This window comes from Mucilaginibacter gynuensis, assembly GCF_039541195.1.
In the GTDB taxonomy this organism is placed as follows: domain Bacteria; phylum Bacteroidota; class Bacteroidia; order Sphingobacteriales; family Sphingobacteriaceae; genus Mucilaginibacter; species Mucilaginibacter gynuensis.
In genome coordinates, this window is record NZ_BAABFT010000027.1 from 23887 (window position 1) to 41746 (window position 17860).

Sequence of the window (17860 nt, forward strand, 5' to 3'; positions counted from 1 at the left end):
ACAGGCTATACCCAGAATAACCAATAACCACAATCCAATGACTAATGACCAAATGCCCCAATGACCAAAGAAATGACTAATGACGTAATGACCAATGCTATGACCGACTAATGAAATGATTTATTATTTTTGCGGCTTATGAGTATTTCTAAAAAATATCAGCCCGCAGAGTTTGAAGATAAATGGTATAGCTACTGGCTGGAGCAAAAGTTTTTTGCTTCGGTACCTGATGAACGCGAACCTTATACAATTGTAATACCACCGCCAAACGTCACCGGGGTGCTGCACATGGGCCACATGTTGAATAATACCATACAGGATGTACTCATCCGTCGTGCCCGCATGAAAGGCAAAAATGCCTGCTGGGTACCCGGAACAGACCATGCCAGCATCGCTACCGAAGCCAAAGTAGTAGCCATGCTGAAAGAGAAAGGCATCAGCAAAAAAGACCTTACCCGTACCGAGTTCCTGGAACACGCTTACGACTGGAAAAATAAATACGGAGGTATCATACTGGAGCAGCTCAAAAAGTTAGGCGCCTCATGCGATTGGGACCGTACCGCCTTCACCATGGATCCGCACATGAGCGAAGCCGTGATAGATACTTTTATCCACCTGTACAAAAAAGGCTGGATATACCGCGGCGTACGCATGGTAAACTGGGATCCCCAGGGCAAAACCGCCGTATCCGACGAGGAAGTTATCCGCAAAGAAGTTAATCAGAAGCTGTATTATATAAAGTATCAAGTAGTAGATGTTGCGGAGTCCGGAAGTCCGGAAGACGGGAAGTCCGAAAGTGGTGAAGATGTTGATACTTACAACTCGCAACTCGCAACTCACAACTACCTAACCATCGCTACCACGCGCCCGGAAACCATTATGGCGGATAGCGCAATATGTGTTAACCCTAACGATGAGCGTTATTTCCATTTGCATGGCAAAAGCGTTTATGTTCCGCTAATTGGCAGGGTTATACCTTTAATACAGGACGAATACGTAGCCATGGACTTCGGTACTGGCTGCCTGAAAGTTACCCCTGCGCACGATTTGAATGACTATGAGCTGGGCATTAAACACAAACTGCCGGTTATAGATATTTTAAACGACGACGGTACGCTGAACGAAAAGGCGCAGATACTGGTTGGTGAAGACCGCTTCATCGCCCGTAAAAAAATAGCTGTGCTGTTGGAAGAAGCCGGTAATTTAGAGAAAACAGAAGATTACAAATCGCAAATAGGATTTTCGGAACGTACCGATGCCGCTATTGAGCCCAAACTATCCATGCAATGGTTTTGCAAAATGGAAGAGATGGCCAAACCTGCGCTGGATTATGTACTGAACGGTGAGATAAAGCTGATCCCCGAGAAATTCATCAATACCTACCGTCACTGGATGGAGAACGTTAGGGATTGGAATATCAGTCGCCAGTTATGGTGGGGGCAGCAAATACCTGCCTGGTACCTGCCCAATGGCGATTTCGTGGTAGCCAAAACCGTAGAGGAAGCGCTGGAAGAGGCCAAAAAGCTTTCTGCCGATAACGCTCAACTAACCGCGGCCGATCTTACACAAGAGGAAGACGTGGTTGATACCTGGTTCTCTTCATGGTTATGGCCAATATCGGTATTCAATGGTATTGCCGAGCCTGATAATGCCGAGATCAATTATTACTACCCAACAAACGACCTGGTAACCGCTCCTGAAATTCTTTTCTTTTGGGTAGCGAGAATGATCATGGCCGGGCACGAGTGGCGCGGCGAGGTTCCGTTCAAGAACGTTTACCTTACCGGTATTGTACGCGATAAGCTGGGCCGTAAAATGTCAAAATCGTTAGGTAACTCGCCCGATCCTTTAGACCTGATCACCAAATACGGCGCCGATGGTGTACGTGTTGGTATGCTGCTATCATCACCTGCCGGTAACGATATTATGTTCGATGAAAAGGACTGCGTACAGGGTTCGAGCTTCGGTAACAAAATTTGGAACGCTTTTTTACTGGTTAAAGGCTGGGAAGTTGACGATAGCTTGGAAGGAAAAAATAAAATAGCTATCACCTGGTTCGAAAACCGTTTTAACCAGGCACTTGCCGAAATAGAGGACGACTTTGCTCAATACAGGTTATCAGAAGCCTTAATGGCCACTTATAAGCTCGTTTGGGACGATTTCTGTGCCTGGTACCTCGAAATGATAAAGCCGGTGTACCAGCAACCGATAGATAGGGAGACATATACCCACACTATCCGTTTCTTCGAGAACTTGTTAAAGGTGTTACATCCGTTCACCCCATTTATTACAGAAGAGCTTTGGCATGATGAACTGTTCGGAACGCGCGATTCAAAAGATTGTATTATCGTGGCGCAAATGCCAACCTTTGGGCAAATAAATACACAGCTACTTGCCGATGTTGAAACGGTAAAATTAGTTGTTACTCAAATCAGGAATATTCGTAATAATAAACAGCTGTCTCCAAAAGAGGCGCTTCCGCTATCGGTAAAAATAAACTCGGCTATTGATTATAATGCTTACGCGGGTATTATCACCAAGCTTGGCAACATCAGCGAGTTTACCATTATTGACGAAAAGCTGGAAGGCGCGAATGCATTTTTAGCACAAACAGACGAGTTTTTTATTCCGCTTAACGAAACTGTAGATGTTGCCGCCGAAAAGGAACGCCTGGAAAAAGAGAAAGAATATCTTTTAGGCTTCCTGAAATCTGTTGATGCTAAACTGAATAACGAGCGCTTTGTACAGAACGCGAAACCCGAAATTATAGAAAACGAGAGAAAGAAAAAGGCTGATGCAGAGGCCAAATTAGCCATCATTGTGGCGGGGCTTGTATCTTTTGGCTAATTAATTGTAGCTACTATGGTTGGTATCATGCTTTAAATATGCTGAATATTTAAAGCATGATATGTTACCACGGTTACATTAATGAGCAAAAAAGCGTCCTTTTATAATTTTTCACTTAGCCCTATACTTAACGATGGTCAGTCGATTATTGACCAGGCTAAGGTTCGCCTGCTGTACTACGGTTTACTTTTAGTTTCCGTTGCACTGGGTGCACTGTTTTTCAACGTATATCTTCAACACCAAATAATACTCACTTACACATTAGGCATTATGCTTACCTGTGTATTGCTGCTATTTAAGGCCATTACCTACAACCCACGCTGGAAGGTAGTATCTGTTGCCTTGCTTACTTTAGGCACTGTAGTAAACCTGGTTGATGTTTACGTTACCCTGCAAAACGTAAACGTAATTACCATACAGGTGATCATTTTGGTGATCGTTTTCTCTTTTTATATGCTGGGGCAACGCTGGGGGATCTTTTATTCGCTGGCTAACGTGCTGCCTATACTGGCTTTTTTAATATGGCGGTTTGAAAACAGTTATGTTATCGGCTTAAAGCCCGAAAACGTAGATCAGTCTACCGTTATCATCAGTATTTTCGCCAATTTCGTGCTTATCATTTTTATACACAGTCATTTTTATAATGCCTTTGTATCAAACATACAACAACTAAAAGATACAAGCAGGCTGCAAAGCGGGCTTAACGCCAAGCTGGAGTGGGCTATTGAAAAGGCCGAAAAATCATCGCAGGCCAAGTCGGAGTTCCTGTCTATCATGTCGCACGAAATCCGTACGCCGCTCAACGCGGTTATTGGCATGAGCAATTTACTGCTGATGAACAATCCGCGTAACGATCAGCAGGAGAACCTCGATATCCTGAAATTTTCGGCGAATAACCTGCTGGCCATTGTTAACGATGTGCTTGATTTTAACAAGATAGAATCGGGCATGGTGGTGTTTGAAAACACCCGCTTTAACCTGAACGAACTGATGCACAGCATTTGTGGCGGCCTCATCATTAAGGCCGGCGAAAAAGGACTCATCTTTAAGCTGGATATCGACAATAAACTACAAGACAGAAGCTTTCTGGGCGATCCTACACGCATCACCCAAATCATATTTAACCTGGTAAGCAATGCCATTAAGTTTACTCCCGAAGGCTGTATTTGGGTACGTGTGAGTTGTGCGGAGGATAAGCAAGGCTCGGTAATGGTCAATTTTTCGGTACGTGATACCGGTATAGGTATCGATAAAAAGAACCTGGAAATGATCTTTGAGCCCTTCGCGCAGGAGTCGGTTACTACTACACGCCAGTACGGCGGTACCGGTTTAGGCCTGGCCATTGTAAAGCGCTTGCTTGAATTACAGGGCTTGCAAATGAACGTGGTGAGTAAGTTAGGCATCGGGTCGGAGTTTTCGTTTAATATGGAGTTCCCGGTATCAACCGAGGTAGAGGCCGTGGCCGATGAGGTGAAGCCCACCTTTCAAACGCACGACGACCTGAGCAACCTGCAAATACTAATAGCCGAAGACAACGTGGTTAACGTAATGCTGATGAAAAAGCTGCTGGCTAAGTGGAAAATAACACCCACCATTGCCGAAAACGGCGAACGCGCCATACAAATGCTGCAATACAGTAATTACGATATTATATTAATGGACCTGCAAATGCCGGTGCTTAACGGCTTTGACGCGGCTGTAGAGATCCGTAAGTTGCCCGATACCAAAAAGGCCAATATCCCTATCATCGCCCTTACGGCTTCGGCGCTGTTTGATATTAAACAAAAGGTTTTCAGTTCGGGCATGAACGATTATGTTTCCAAACCATTTAAGCCGGAAGAACTGTTCGAGAAGATCCAAAACCTGATCAGCCTCGCTTAGTTACAATGATCTGTAATCGGGCAGATCTTCAATAAACCGGTAGGTACACGCTACATGATCGATACTGCAATAATAGTGTTGCAGGCCATTGGTAACAGCAAGTAAGGCTACCTTGTGGGTCATGTTGTAACGGGCTATCTGGTCAAACACCTTTTGATCTATAGCTACCGACGGCGCTTTACATTCCACCATCAATATCCTTTCGCCCTGCGGGTTAAATATGACGATATCAGTACGCTTGGGCATGCCATTCACCCGCAAGCCACCTTCGAGCCTTATCAATGTTTTGGGGTAATTTTTTTGGCGGATGAGGTACTGTACAAAATGCTGCCGCACCCATTCTTCGGGCGTAATGATGATGGTGCGTTTGCGTATCTCATCAAACAGGGTAAGCTGCCCGTTATTGTCGGTAATTTTAAAAGGGTAAGGCGGTAATGCCAGCGGCTGCAACAGATCCATCAAAAATTTAATTCAAACCTCAAAAGTAAAAAGTAAATGGCATAAGCCGCTATTTGTTCAAAAAGAAGTTGAGCCTTTACCATTTTGAATTTTTACTTTTGAAATGAAAAGTATATGACGGCAGCTGATATTATAAAAGACCTTAAGAACCGCAAGTATAAACCCCTTTACCTGTTACATGGCGAAGAACCGTATTATATTGACCTGGTAAGTAATTTTGTAGAGCATAAGCTGCTGCCCGAAGCCGAACGCGGCTTTAACCAAACCGTATTTTATGGTAAGGATACCGATATGATGACCGTACTGAACGCCTCAAAACGTTTCCCGATGATGGCCGACTACCAGGTAGTACTGGTTAAAGAGGCCCAGGAAATGAAATGGGGTAAGGATGACGACGATAAAAAAGGCATTAATCCGCTGCTGGCCTACCTTGAAAAACCACTGCCAAGTACCATTCTTGTTTTTTGCTATAAATACGGCAAATTTGATAAGCGTAAAAAAACATATAAGGCCATTGAAAAACAGGGACTGGTGTTTGAATCGTCGCCATTGTATGATAATAAGATCCCCGGTTGGATAGAAGGCTTTTTTAGCGAGCGTGGCTATAAAATAGGCCCGCAGGCATCGGCCATGCTGTCGGAATACCTGGGTAACGATCTTTCTAAAATTGCCAATGAGCTGGAAAAGCTGATGCTTAACGTAACCATTGGGCAGGAGATCACCATGAAGGATATTCATGATAACATTGGTATCAGCAAGGAATACAACGTGTTCGAGCTGCAATCGGCCCTGGCCCGTAAAGATGTGGTAAAAGCCAACCAGATCATCAATTATTTTGAGGCCAACCAAAAGGCCAATCCCATAGTGTTACTCTTCGGTAACCTCAATAACTATTTTACCAAAGTGCTGGTTTATCATTACGTAAAAGATAAATCGCAGCAAAATGTAGCCAAGGAGCTTGGCGTTAGTCCGTTTTTTGTGAAGGATTATGAGCAGGCCGCACGCAGCTACAATTTGGGCAAAACCGTACAGATCATCAGCCTGCTGCGCGAGTACGACCTGAAAAGCAAAGGCGTAGAATCAACCCTCGGCCCCGGCGAACTGATGAAAGAACTGATGTTTAAGATATTGCATTAAGCACTCTATTGCGCTTCCATTGCAACAGTAATTACCACCCCGTACTTCTTATCCTTAATGCCAAACTCTTTGGCGAGCTGATCTTTACCTATTATTCTTAAACTCTTTAAGTTTTGCGCGGTAACAGGGGCAAAGGTAACTTCGAGCGAACCTTCAAATAAATTATTGTTGAGTATGTATTCAATATTTCCCTCGTCAATAAAGCCTTCGGCAAGTTTGGCATAGCTTGGGTTTTTGGCTATAAACAGGGCATTGTAACGTTTCTTAACAAAGGCCGGGGTTTCCACGTAGATCACGCCGTCTTTAGCATCAGGGCCTGCCTTGGCTATGGCTACGCTATCTTTATACATGGTTATCGCCGCCACTTCTTCATTGCTAAAAATGCGTTGTTTGCCGGGTTTTAAGCGCACGCTGTCAATAAAATAAATAGGTGTTTTGTTAGTGTTCGGATTTACCGCACCCGCCACTAAGGCTTCGCCCGGGCGTAATGAGGTTTGCGCTTTAACTGTAGCGACTGAAATTACCAATATGGCTGCTGCTATTAATTTAGAGATAGATGTTTTACCGGTCATTATGTGTTTGATATGGTTATAAGGCAGCTAAATATAACGCTTTATCTGTACAATGCTATGTAGAATATGTTGATGATTGTGAAGTACATTATTGAGAAGTCACGCACAAATTATTGCTCATACTTGTAGTGAAACATTAGTTTTTTGACAATTAAGCAACTTTTTACTCCAATTTAGAATAGAGTATTTCACAGGGTGGGAAAAAAGTTCGATAGATTTGGCAGATTATATCATATATTTAAATTATCAGCAAACGATTTTAACTACTTAACCTTTGTGTAAATGTTGTTTTCCCGCGGAGTAATTATATTATACTCTCAAATTATATTTGCTATTGTTTTTTCTTCGTGCCTGAACCGGGATAAGGCGACTGATGAAACCTATGTGAAAAAACAATTACAGATTGCCGATAGCTTATATATTGCCGGCAGAGGCGATAGCGGTATAGCCGTTTTAAAGAAGCTGCGCCCCGGTATAAACATCGCCGATCCGCTTATTTGCGATTATTATTATTTGATGGCCCAGCATTACACATTACAACCCGAGGTAATGCAATTGTATGCCGATAGCGGGATGATCTTTTTTGCCAATACTGATAAAATAAAGCAATATCCCGAGCAATTTGTTAAGGTAATGGAAACCAGCGGCGATGTGTGTATCATGAAAAAGAAGTACAACGCATCGTTGCATTATTACGATAAGGGCAGGCAGATATTAAAAGCAAACGGCAAATGTGATAATGGTAATTTCTCGTTAAAAATAGGCGGGATATTTTATAACCAAAAAAAGTTTTTACCCGCTGCACGCACATTGGTAGAAGGTTACAACCAACTGATTGCCTGTGATAATAACCTCACCAACGAAAAACGCTTTTTTCTGCGACAATCTACCTTAGATAATATTGGCTTGGCTTATGAACAGGGCGGTATGCTCGATAGTGCCAAATATTATTATGATAAAGACCTCGCTTATATCAATAAGATAGACAGCATGGCTATTATTGATACGTTTTATTTGAACGCGGCACGTGTGGTGGTATACGATAACCTGGGCGGCTTTCACCTTAAACGTGGCGACAATAGTATGGCGTATGATTACCTCAACATGGCCACCAAAATGCCCATTCGTGATGTGGATGGCATGCTGATACCACCTTATAATAAACTGGCCGATTTTTATATTCAAACAAATAAGCTTACCGAAGCGAAAACTGCTTTGGATGAAGCACGTGGCAGGCTGAACAAATTCTACAAGGACAATCCCGAATCGGATATTAAATGGTATCGGCTATATGCTTTGTATATGTTTAAAACCGGCCGATACAACGAAGCCTACATAGCACAGGATAATTATATACGCCTGCGCGATTCATTAGCTGCGGGTTCGTCAAAGCTATATCAGCTTGATGTTGACCGCGAACTGGATGCCATACACCAGCAGCAGGCGCTTTCTTCGTTAAAGCAGCAGGATAAAATAAAGCAGATCTCATTAATAGGCACTTTTATTATTGTAGGGCTGTTTTTGGTGATCATTATATTGATTAGCCGCACGCTTAACAACAGCAAGAAGACCCAAACCATGATGAAGCTGCAAAACCAGCAGATGCACACAACGGTAAACGAACTGGAACGGGCTAATACCAACTACATTCGTATTATGCGGGTAATGGCGCACGATTTGCGTAACCCCATCTCAGGCATCACCGGACTGGCTGCTATGCTGTTGGATGAAGACGAATTTTCGGACGATAGCCGCCACCTGTTGCAACTCATCGAATCTACCGGGATCCACTCCATGGAGATGATCAACGAGTTGCTAAAATCGGGCCTGGCAGATGAGAACGAGGTGATGGCAACGCAGGAGATAGACGTGAAAGAATTACTGCGCGATTCGGTAGAGCTGCTTCAGTTTAAAGCCAACGAAAAACAGCAGCAAATTATTTTTGATGCCGACGATACCCCGCTGGTTACCCACATAAACCACGAAAAAATATGGCGCGTATGCAACAACCTTATCGTAAACGCCATTAAGTTCAGCCATACCGGCGGTATCATCAAAACGAGCATACACCTATCCGGAGATGAAAGGCACATTATACTATCCGTAGCCGATAACGGCATCGGCATAGCCGATAAGGACAAGGATAGCATCTTCGAGATGTTTAGCCCCGCCAAGCGGGTAGGTACTAACGGCGAGCAGCCTTTCGGCTTAGGCCTGTCCATCTCCAAAAAAATAATAGAAAAACACCACGGCAAAATCTGGTTCGAAAGTACACCTAATGTAGGTACGGTGTTTTATATAGAGTTGCCATATTCTTCACTGTCATCCTGAGGAACGAAGGATCTAATTGTCAATTAATAAGGGAATTGTGCACATAGTATACCTATTCTGTGACAGATGCTTCGTACCTCAGCATGACAGTAAGAAGCTTCGCAGTCGCTACGGCTCCGGCCGAGTGACGACTATCCCGCGACGTCCCGCCGCTGTACTGCAAGAGATTTCACCAGCCGGTAAGCTGAAAGCTTACCCCATGTATCAGTCACGAGTTACGCTATGCTAAACTCGCGACAGCGCCCGCGTCTTGCCTCGTCAGCAAACAGCTTCGGGCGAAAACGGGCAGAACTTTGATAGCCACGAGCGCAAAGGCGGGCATAGCGAACTTGTTGCTTATGGGGAGGGCAAGAGCGGCAGGGCAAAAGTTCCAGCCCCAAGTTCTGCACGGTTTGCAGGGAAGGCCCTCGTGCGGCAAAGAAGCCTTTTGCTGGACTTGCGTTTTTGCTACTTTTGGGGCACAGCCAAAAGTAGTAGCCCCTGCGGCAATGAGCAGACCAACATTAATTACAGCACGAAGCATAACCTAAGTAGAGATTGCTTCATACCTTGCAATAACGCTATAATATAATGGGACATTCCTAAAGAAAACCTATTCCGCTACAGGCACAGTAAACCAAAACGTACTACCCCCACCTAATTCACTATCAACCCCAATTTTACCGCCATGACGTTTGATGATCTCGGCGCTGATGTACAGGCCAAGACCCAGACCTGCGTTTTGGAAGCCGGAATTTTCGGCCTGGTAATAGCGGTCGAAGAGGCGGGCTATTTTGTCCTGCGGAATGCCGGGGCCGTTATCTTTAACAGAGATCTTTACAAAGTTATCCAGCTTCTCTACAATCAGGAATATCTCCAGCGAATCGGGGGCATACTTAACGGCGTTGTTCACCAGGTTTACCATTACCTGGTCAATAGCGTGTTCATCGGCATGCATTTTAGCCTCTTTATCACCCTGAATAATCAGTTTATATTTATCAACTGTGCGAATGTCGTTACAACACGACTCCAGCATATCGTTTACGTTGAATGTGGTTTTCTTCAGTCGCAATTGAGATTCGTTGGTGCGGTTAACGTTCAGCAAATCCTCCACCAGCGAACTAATCTTTTGCATGCTCCGGTTCGATTGATCTATCAGTTTATTAAACAGCGGACTCGTCGGGTTATCCTTCACCCTGTCCAGCAGTTGCAGCGATGCTTTGAGGCTGGTGATAGGCGTTTTAAGTTCGTGGCTGGCTATACTGATAAAGTCGTCTTTCTGCTGGTTTAAGCGGTGCACCTGCGTAATATCCAGCAGGGTACCTAATATTCTTTCGGGTTTGTTATCGGCATCAAAAAACACCTTGCCCTGTACCCGTATCCAGTGAATGGATTCATCGGGATGGATCACCCTTGCCTCGTAAAATAGTTTACCGGTTTTATAAGCCTCATCGTGCGCGAGCAGGCGGGCGGTATTATCATCGGGGTGGATTACCGACGCAAAGGTTTCCCATTTAACAGGTCCGTTAAACCCGAAGATGGCGTTAAACCTGTCGGATGTGATCATTACCCGCTTTTTCAGGTTAAGATCAAATGTGCCAATTTCGGCGGCCTCAACGGCCAGCCTGCCGCGTTCTTCAGCTTCCTCAATATTGAGGCGGGCTATTACCTTTTCGGTAACATCAATGCCCAGCACCATTATGGCGGTTACGCTGCCATCGTACAATTTAACAGGTTCGTATACAAAATCAATATAAACATCTTCGGGTTGCCCGTTGCGTACAAGGGTGAGGTAATGCTCTTTGGCAACAAAGGGCACGCCTGTGGTAATAACGTTGTTCATTACCGGCGCGTACGATGCGGCGGCCTCGGGTACGGCTTCCCATATCGTTTGGTGCTCAAATTCAGCCCGTTCTTTGCCTACTAATGCAAGATAGGCGTTATTCACTTCCTGTATCAGCAGGTCATCGGCACGTATTATGCACATGCCCACCGGGGCCTGGCGTACCATGCTGCGGAAACGGGCATCGCCCTCCACCAATTCATGATACAGCTTTTGCTGCTGATGCTGCGATTCTATCAGTTCCTCGTTGGTGGCTATCAGCTCTTCGTTTGAGGCAGAAAGTTCTTCATTTATTGCCGAAACTTCTTCGGCCAGGTTTTGCTCCCTTTGCTGACTTAAATAACGTGCGCTAACATCGGTTGCAGTGTGTAGTATGCAGTACGTTTTGCCCTCGTTATTTTTGATGGCGCGGTACTCAAAATCGAAATAATAGGTTTGTAAAGCGCCGTCAACAATCAAGTCGGCAGGGGTATCGGTACCCGAAATGGTGATGCCCTCGTTCCACACTTTTCTGAACAGATCAATAAACGGCTGACCTTTCAATTCGGGCAGGGCATCTTCAAGCGACTTGCCAATCACGCTTTTATCCTTGCCCCAAATAGCGATCATGGAGTCGTTGGCATATTCAATAACACTATCTTCACCCACATGTATCGCTATCCCGTTTTGGTATAAGGCCAAAACATTTAGAAGTTGCTCGTTACTTAAGGAATAGGAAGGCTCGCTCATGAATGCAATGTTAATAATATAAAGATATTTTTAACTGCTTTGTGTGCAAAAAGTTTGCCAGTATTGGTGGGAGGTGTATGTAATTTTGACGAATACCATATTTCAATTAAAAGCCATATAATTACCTAATATTTATGTCAACTCAACCTAAACATTAAATTCGTTATGATACTTGTAGTAGATAAGATTCAAATCCTAAAAAAAAATGAGGGTATTCAATTACCAGATTTTGTAGTCATCACCGGTGCAAATGGCTCTGGGAAATCCAAGTTAATTAGTGAGTTAGCCTTAGGCAACCCTTGTTACTTAACTGATGACGATGGTAACAGGTATATAAGACGAAATGTTTTTAATGTAAGCCCGGATGTGGAATCTCGTTTGCAAGTAATGCCACATGATGGAGAGGTTTCTATTTATGAGAGGCAATTAGCATTACTTAAATATTACATCAGAGAAAGAGAAAGTGAAACAGATATATTAAGTCGTGATTTTATATATGAAGCTTTTAATAGATTGGAAAATGTGTTTCTTGATGGGGGAGGTGTATCACTTCCGAGTATAAATGAGGCTTTTATAGAAAATATTAATTATATAATAAAAACAAGTAAAAAACGGCCACAAGACATAAGTGTGCACGATTTCTTTGTTTATAAAAAAATAGAATACACTGGTTTGTTACAATCAAATCTGAACGATCTATTCAAACAGTATATATATAAATATAATTTTTACAAAGAACTCATAGGCAATGAATCCCCACCTTGGGTTGTATTTAATAATTTATTGGCTGAATCCGGATTGAATTACAAAGTATCAATGCGCGATTTAGATAGAGGGGTAACGAATTTAGATTTAGATATACATTTAATAAAAAATGCTGAAAGAATAGAATTTACCGATCTTTCATCAGGTGAAAAGGTTATAATGTCACTCATATTTGCGATGTATAATTTTGCGAGTGAAACCCCTGAAAATCCTTATCCTGAATCTATACTTCCCGAATATATACTATTTGATGAGCCTGATGCAACTTTGCACCCGTCGATGGTTAAGTACTTCTTAAATGTTCTTGAGAAATACTTTTTAGGTAAGAAAGAAATAAAATTAATTATGACAACCCATTCTCCCACAACGGTCGCATTAGCCCCAGACGATTCTATTTTCCTTATGGATGATGGTGTTTTAAAGAAGTCTGATAAAGCAATCGCTATTAAATCACTTACTGTAGGGTTGAAAAATTTAAGTATTTATTATAATCATAGAAAGGATGTGTTTGTAGAATCTGGCACCGACAAATATTTTTTTGAAAGGATATATGAAAAATTAAAAGACTTGAGATTAGAAAATGATATATCATTACATTTTATTTCTTCGGGCGATAAAGGCAGTGGATGGGTAAATGTGAATAGACTCGTTAAAGATCTGACTAATTCAGGAAATAAGTCTACCTGTGGAATAATCGATTGGGATAATAAGCATAATGAATCAGATAGAGTAAAATTATTAGGAGGAGGGAAACGTCATTGTATAGAGAATTATATTTTAGATCCTCTACTTTGGGGATTATTTATTATCCAAGATAATCATCCAAATTTTAATGAATATTATGGCCTAAACAAAGTTGACGACCATACGAATTATTTAGATTTTGACAGTGAGAAACTACAGAATATCGTAAATGCTGTGATCGGAAAATTAGAGAATGCAATAGGAAAAATTGAGCAGGTTGTAAATATTGAATCTAAAGAAAAATCCATACCTCTCGAAAAATTAGATGAGCAAAATTTAAAGCAAATATCTGTAGAACTGATAAATGGGAATATAATAACCTTGCCACAATGGTTTATGCTTTCAAAAAAGGAAGATTTGGAAGAAATATATTTCACAGCTTACTCAAATGTTTGGAAAAAACACAACGCAAATGGTAATATCAAGAATACTTTAATAACAAAAACATTAAGTATATACATTAAGCTGCTCCCTATTGATATTCTTGAGACGTTCAAAAGAGTTCAGGAAATACCTTATAATTAAAGACGCTATAAATATCTCTTAATGATTTGTATTTTTTATTACATCTGTAAAGAACAAAAATTTACTTCTACTTTTGCAGGAATTGCCTTTTTTAACGGCATCAAAAAACACAAACAAACATGAATCATTGGTTAGTAAAATCAGAACCATTTAAATATAGCTGGGATAAATTTAACGAGGACGGTCGTACGTTTTGGGATGGGGTGCGCAATTACCAGGCACGCAACAACCTGCGCGAAATGAAAGAGGGCGACTTAGTACTTTTTTATCACAGTAACGAGGGTAAAGCCGTTGTAGGCATAGCCAAAGTGGTTCGCGAAGCCTACCAGGATCCAACTACCGACGATACCAACTGGGTAGTGGTTGACCTTTCGCCCGTTGAAAGCCTCAAGAACCCCGTAACCCTCGAACAAATAAAAGCCGACGAGCAACTGAAAGACGTAGGCCTGGTAAGGCAGGGCCGCCTTTCGGTAATGGCATTAAAACGCGAAGAGTTCGACAGGATACTGGAGTTAGGCAACTGATCAGCCTACAATATCGGGCATAAACAGCGCCTTTAGTTCGGTAGCGTCATGCGGTTTCATTTTCCCGCCCAGTATCAGGCGTAGCTGCCTGCGGCGAAGCGCGCCATCAAAAAGAGCTTTTTCCAGCTTAGTTTCGGGGATCAGTTCGGGCACGGGTACGGTGTTGCCGTCTTCGTCCAAAGCCACAAAAGTGTAATAAGCCTCGTTGCATTTTACACTGGTACCCGATGGAATGTTTTGCCCCCATACGTCCAGCTTAACTTCCATAGAGGTGTTAAAGGCACGGGTAACCTTTGCCTCAATGCTGATCACGTCGCCCAGTTTTACCGGTTTCTGAAAAGATACATTATCAACCGAGGCGGTAACCACCACCCGGTTGCTGTGCTTTTGCGCGGCAATGGCGGCGGCAATATCCATCCAGTGCAGCAAACGCCCGCCCATCAGGTTATGTAACGGATTGGTATCATTGGGTAATACCAGCTCATTCATTATCGTAAGGGAATCTTTTGGCGTTTTTTGTTTCATACGGCGGTTAATATTGTGTGTAAATATACGCTTTAAGCGGCTTTATGTTTGCATAGCCGCCCCGGCTATTGTTGGGTTAGCTTAAATCTGTTAGCTTTAGCCGTTAAAATAACTGATCTTATAAAGCAAAAAATGAAAAATCATTCCGTAAGGGGTTTGATAGGCGCTGCGGCTATATGCTGCCTGTTGCCTTTCAACCTTTCTGCACAAAGCAAACAGCAATACAGCAATATTGCCGATGCGCTCATGTCGGCCGGTAAATTGCGCGGCAAGTCGGGCCCGCAAAGCGTAAACTGGATAAACGACGGCGAAAAGTATTCGTTCATCAGCAATGGTGATATCCGCTCGCTCAACCCTAAAACCCTTGCCGATGAGTTGGTGTTCACCAGCAAAGGCCTCAAAACACCCGGTACCGGTACCGATTTCGCGTATCAATCGTTCCAATGGTCGAAAGATTCCAAACACATCGTTTTCCAGAGCAATTTTAAGCCCATCTACCGCCGCTCGGGCGTGTCGGATTATTATCTATACGATATTGAAACCAAGCAGTTGAAAGAAGCGGCCAAAAACGCGCGTTCGGCCGAGCTTTCGCCCGATGGCGCTAAGGTTGGTATTGAGCGTAAAGGCAATATGTTCGTATACGATTTTGCTACCGCGAAAGAACTACAGTTAACCAACGACTCGACCGACGAGCACGGCATTTTCAACGGCCATTACGATTGGGTATATGAAGAAGAGTTTGGACAGGCACAAGCCTGGAACTGGTCGCCGGATAGTAAGTATATTGCTTTTTGGCAGTTCGACGAGCATAAGGTGCCCGATTTTCAGATGACCAATTACGAAGGTCTGCATCCCGATAATATCAACATCTCGTTACCACAGGTGGGCGATGCCAACCCATCGGTAAAAATTGGTGTGGTTGATGCTACAACAGGTAAAAAAGTTTGGCTTACGCCCGATGAAACCGGCGATTTCTACATCCCCCGTATCTACTGGACAAACAACCCCGATGAGCTGGCGCTGATGACCCTCAACCGGGCGCAAAACCACATGAAACTGTACTTCTTCAATGTAAAAACAGGCGCGCACCGCGTAGTGCTGGAAGAGAAGAACAATACCTGGGTGGCTATATTTAACTTTTATACCAACGTAAACGATATGATCTATTTCCCTAAAAAATCGAAAGAGTTTTTTTGGGTGAGCGATCGCAGCGGCTATTACCACATTTACCGTTACGGTTACGATGGCAAGCTGCTTAACCAGGTTACCAAGGGCAATTGGGACATGCTGAAGGTACGCGGCATTAACCCCGAAACCAAAACGGTATACTACCTTTCGGCAGAGGCATCGCCTTTGGAACAGCAGTTTTATTCGATAAAATTTGATGGCAGCAAGAAAACAAGGCTGTCGCAACTGGCAGGTTTCCATGATGTGGATATGTCGCCCAATACGAAATATTACCTCGACGAATACAGCAACCTGAGCACCCCGCTGCACATTGCCCTTAATGATGATAAAGGCAAAACCATTAAGCTGTTAGAGGATAACAAAGAGGTTAACGAATACCTTAAAGGACACGATTATTCGGCACCCGAACTGTTCAAATTTAAAACAAGCGACGGCGTAAACCTGGATGGCTACGTTATAAAACCCTTCAACTTTGACCCGGCCAAAAAATACCCTGTGGTAATGACCGTTTACGGCGGTCCGGAATCGCATGGCGTATTCAACCGCTTTTCGGGTAATGGCTGGCAGCAGTGGCTTGCCCAAAACGGTTATATTGTGGTTGATGTAAACAACCGAGGTATTGCCAACTACGGCAGCGAGTTTATGAAGGTGGTATACAAACAACTGGGTAAATGGGAGAGTCATGATTTTGTGGAGACGGCTAAGTACTTAGGCTCGTTACCTTATGTAGACACCGCTAAACTGGCCATTATGGGTACCAGCTACGGTGGCTACAGCACTACGTATACCTTGCTGACCCATCCGGGCGTGTTTAAGGTGGGTATAGCCAATTCGCCCGTTACCGACTGGCGTTTGTACGACGACGTGTACACCGAGCGCTACATGGGCCTGGTAGGCGACAATGCCGAAGGCTATAAAAACAGCGCCGACATGACCCACGCCGCCAACCTGAAAGACCACCTGCTGCTGGTACATTCCATGAGCGATGACAACGTGCACCCGGCCAACACCATGCAACTGCTCACCGCCCTAACCGATGCCGGTAAAGATGCCGACCTGCGTATCTTCCCGAAAGGAGCACACGGCGCGGCATACAGTTTCCAAAGCTATATCCTGTTATCCAAAATTAATTTTCAGTACCTCGAAAGGTACCTGAAAGGTAAAAGCGATCTGCCTAATTTGAACAGTAGTAAGTAAAGATCATTTCGCGTTAATGGCGAGGGACGAAGCAATGTTTAGCTATACAGAGCCGCTCTGCCTGTGTAGAGATTGCTTCGTTCCTCGCAATGACGTGTTTTTTTGTGCCTACCCAACCCTCTCCATGGGAGAGGGCTAAAAAAAATTACATCTCTTTTCTTGTCAGCAAAGAGCTTCGGGCGAAAACGGGTAGAACATTGCGCTATTGGCCAACATCGTTCTGCCTCGTAACCTGTGCATGTGGTAAAAAGTGTACTTATTAAATACGCATCTATTGTACAGCGGCGGGACGCCGCGGGATAGCCGTCACTCGGCCGGAGCCGTAGCGACTGTTGCTTTTTTTGTTTCAAACAAAAGCACTACCCTAACATAACCGAAAAAATGCGGCATCGTAAGGAACGGGTAGCACTATCCCTGCCAAAGCAGAAACTTTAATAGTTCCTTGCGCAGCCGCGACTTTTCTTTTTTGGTTCTTTTTTTCTTTTGAGAGAAAGTGGCTGTTGCACAATATTGGCTGTTGAGGTCAATTATTATTAACTTATCAATATCCGTCCAAATGTTCAAAACGTTGTTGATGGGTGCATACTATTAAATAAAGTAAAGAAGATCTGTGC

Annotated in this window: 11 protein-coding genes; 7 read left to right on the top strand and 4 right to left on the bottom strand. The window is 43.5% G+C overall.

The features are described 5' to 3' along the window. Positions 1-138: 138 nt before the first annotated feature. Complete coding sequence (locus ABD894_RS27090) at positions 139-2847, top strand: valine--tRNA ligase (RefSeq protein WP_345214238.1); 2709 nt, start codon at positions 139-141, stop codon at positions 2845-2847. An 81-nt stretch (positions 2848-2928) separates the two neighbouring features. Beyond that, the gene (locus tag ABD894_RS27095; RefSeq protein WP_345214239.1) at positions 2929-4728 is read left to right on the top strand and encodes an ATP-binding protein; all 1800 of its coding nucleotides are present in this window, start codon (positions 2929-2931) and stop codon (positions 4726-4728) included. Here ABD894_RS27095 and ABD894_RS27100 read toward each other — a convergent pair whose 3' ends face one another. After that, on the bottom strand, positions 4729-5187 hold the full coding sequence (locus ABD894_RS27100) for a type I restriction enzyme HsdR N-terminal domain-containing protein (protein WP_345214240.1): 459 nt from the start codon (positions 5185-5187) through the stop codon (positions 4729-4731). Between the two features lie 114 nt (positions 5188-5301). Between ABD894_RS27100 and holA the strand changes: the two genes are divergently transcribed. Further along, positions 5302-6324 (top strand): DNA polymerase III subunit delta, encoded by a 1023-nt coding sequence (holA, locus tag ABD894_RS27105; protein WP_345214241.1) that lies wholly within the window; start codon positions 5302-5304, stop codon positions 6322-6324. A 5-nt stretch (positions 6325-6329) separates the two neighbouring features. Here the strand turns inward: holA and ABD894_RS27110 are convergent, their stop codons facing one another. Beyond that, the gene (locus ABD894_RS27110) at positions 6330-6896 is read right to left on the bottom strand and encodes a hypothetical protein (RefSeq protein WP_345214242.1); all 567 of its coding nucleotides are present in this window, start codon (positions 6894-6896) and stop codon (positions 6330-6332) included. 384 nt (positions 6897-7280) lie between these two features. On the opposite strand from ABD894_RS27110, the gene ABD894_RS27115 reads away from it, so the two are divergent. Next, the gene (locus ABD894_RS27115) at positions 7281-9227 is read left to right on the top strand and encodes an ATP-binding protein (RefSeq protein ID WP_345214243.1); all 1947 of its coding nucleotides are present in this window, start codon (positions 7281-7283) and stop codon (positions 9225-9227) included. 592 nt (positions 9228-9819) lie between these two features. Here the strand turns inward: ABD894_RS27115 and ABD894_RS27120 are convergent. Further along, positions 9820-11778 carry a PAS domain-containing sensor histidine kinase gene (locus tag ABD894_RS27120; RefSeq protein ID WP_345214244.1) on the bottom strand — a complete coding sequence of 653 codons (1959 nt, stop codon included), beginning with the start codon at positions 11776-11778 and terminating at the stop codon, positions 9820-9822. 165 nt (positions 11779-11943) lie between these two features. Here ABD894_RS27120 and ABD894_RS27125 point away from each other — a divergent pair, with 165 nt between their 5' ends. Further along, positions 11944-13812, top strand: a complete 1869-nt coding sequence (locus tag ABD894_RS27125) for an ATP-dependent nuclease (protein ID WP_345214245.1) — start codon at positions 11944-11946, stop codon at positions 13810-13812. Between the two features lie 119 nt (positions 13813-13931). After that, the gene (locus ABD894_RS27130) at positions 13932-14336 is read left to right on the top strand and encodes an EVE domain-containing protein (protein ID WP_345214246.1); all 405 of its coding nucleotides are present in this window, start codon (positions 13932-13934) and stop codon (positions 14334-14336) included. On the opposite strand, the gene ABD894_RS27135 is transcribed toward ABD894_RS27130, so the two are convergent. Next, a complete protein-coding gene (locus tag ABD894_RS27135) occupies positions 14337-14861 on the bottom strand; it encodes an acyl-CoA thioesterase (RefSeq protein WP_345214247.1) in 525 nt (174 codons plus the stop codon). A 132-nt stretch (positions 14862-14993) separates the two neighbouring features. On the opposite strand from ABD894_RS27135, the gene ABD894_RS27140 reads away from it, so the two are divergent. Further along, entirely contained in the window at positions 14994-17246 is a 2253-nt protein-coding gene (locus ABD894_RS27140) for a S9 family peptidase (RefSeq protein WP_345214248.1), read from the top strand. The last annotated feature ends 614 nt before the right edge of the window (positions 17247-17860 follow it).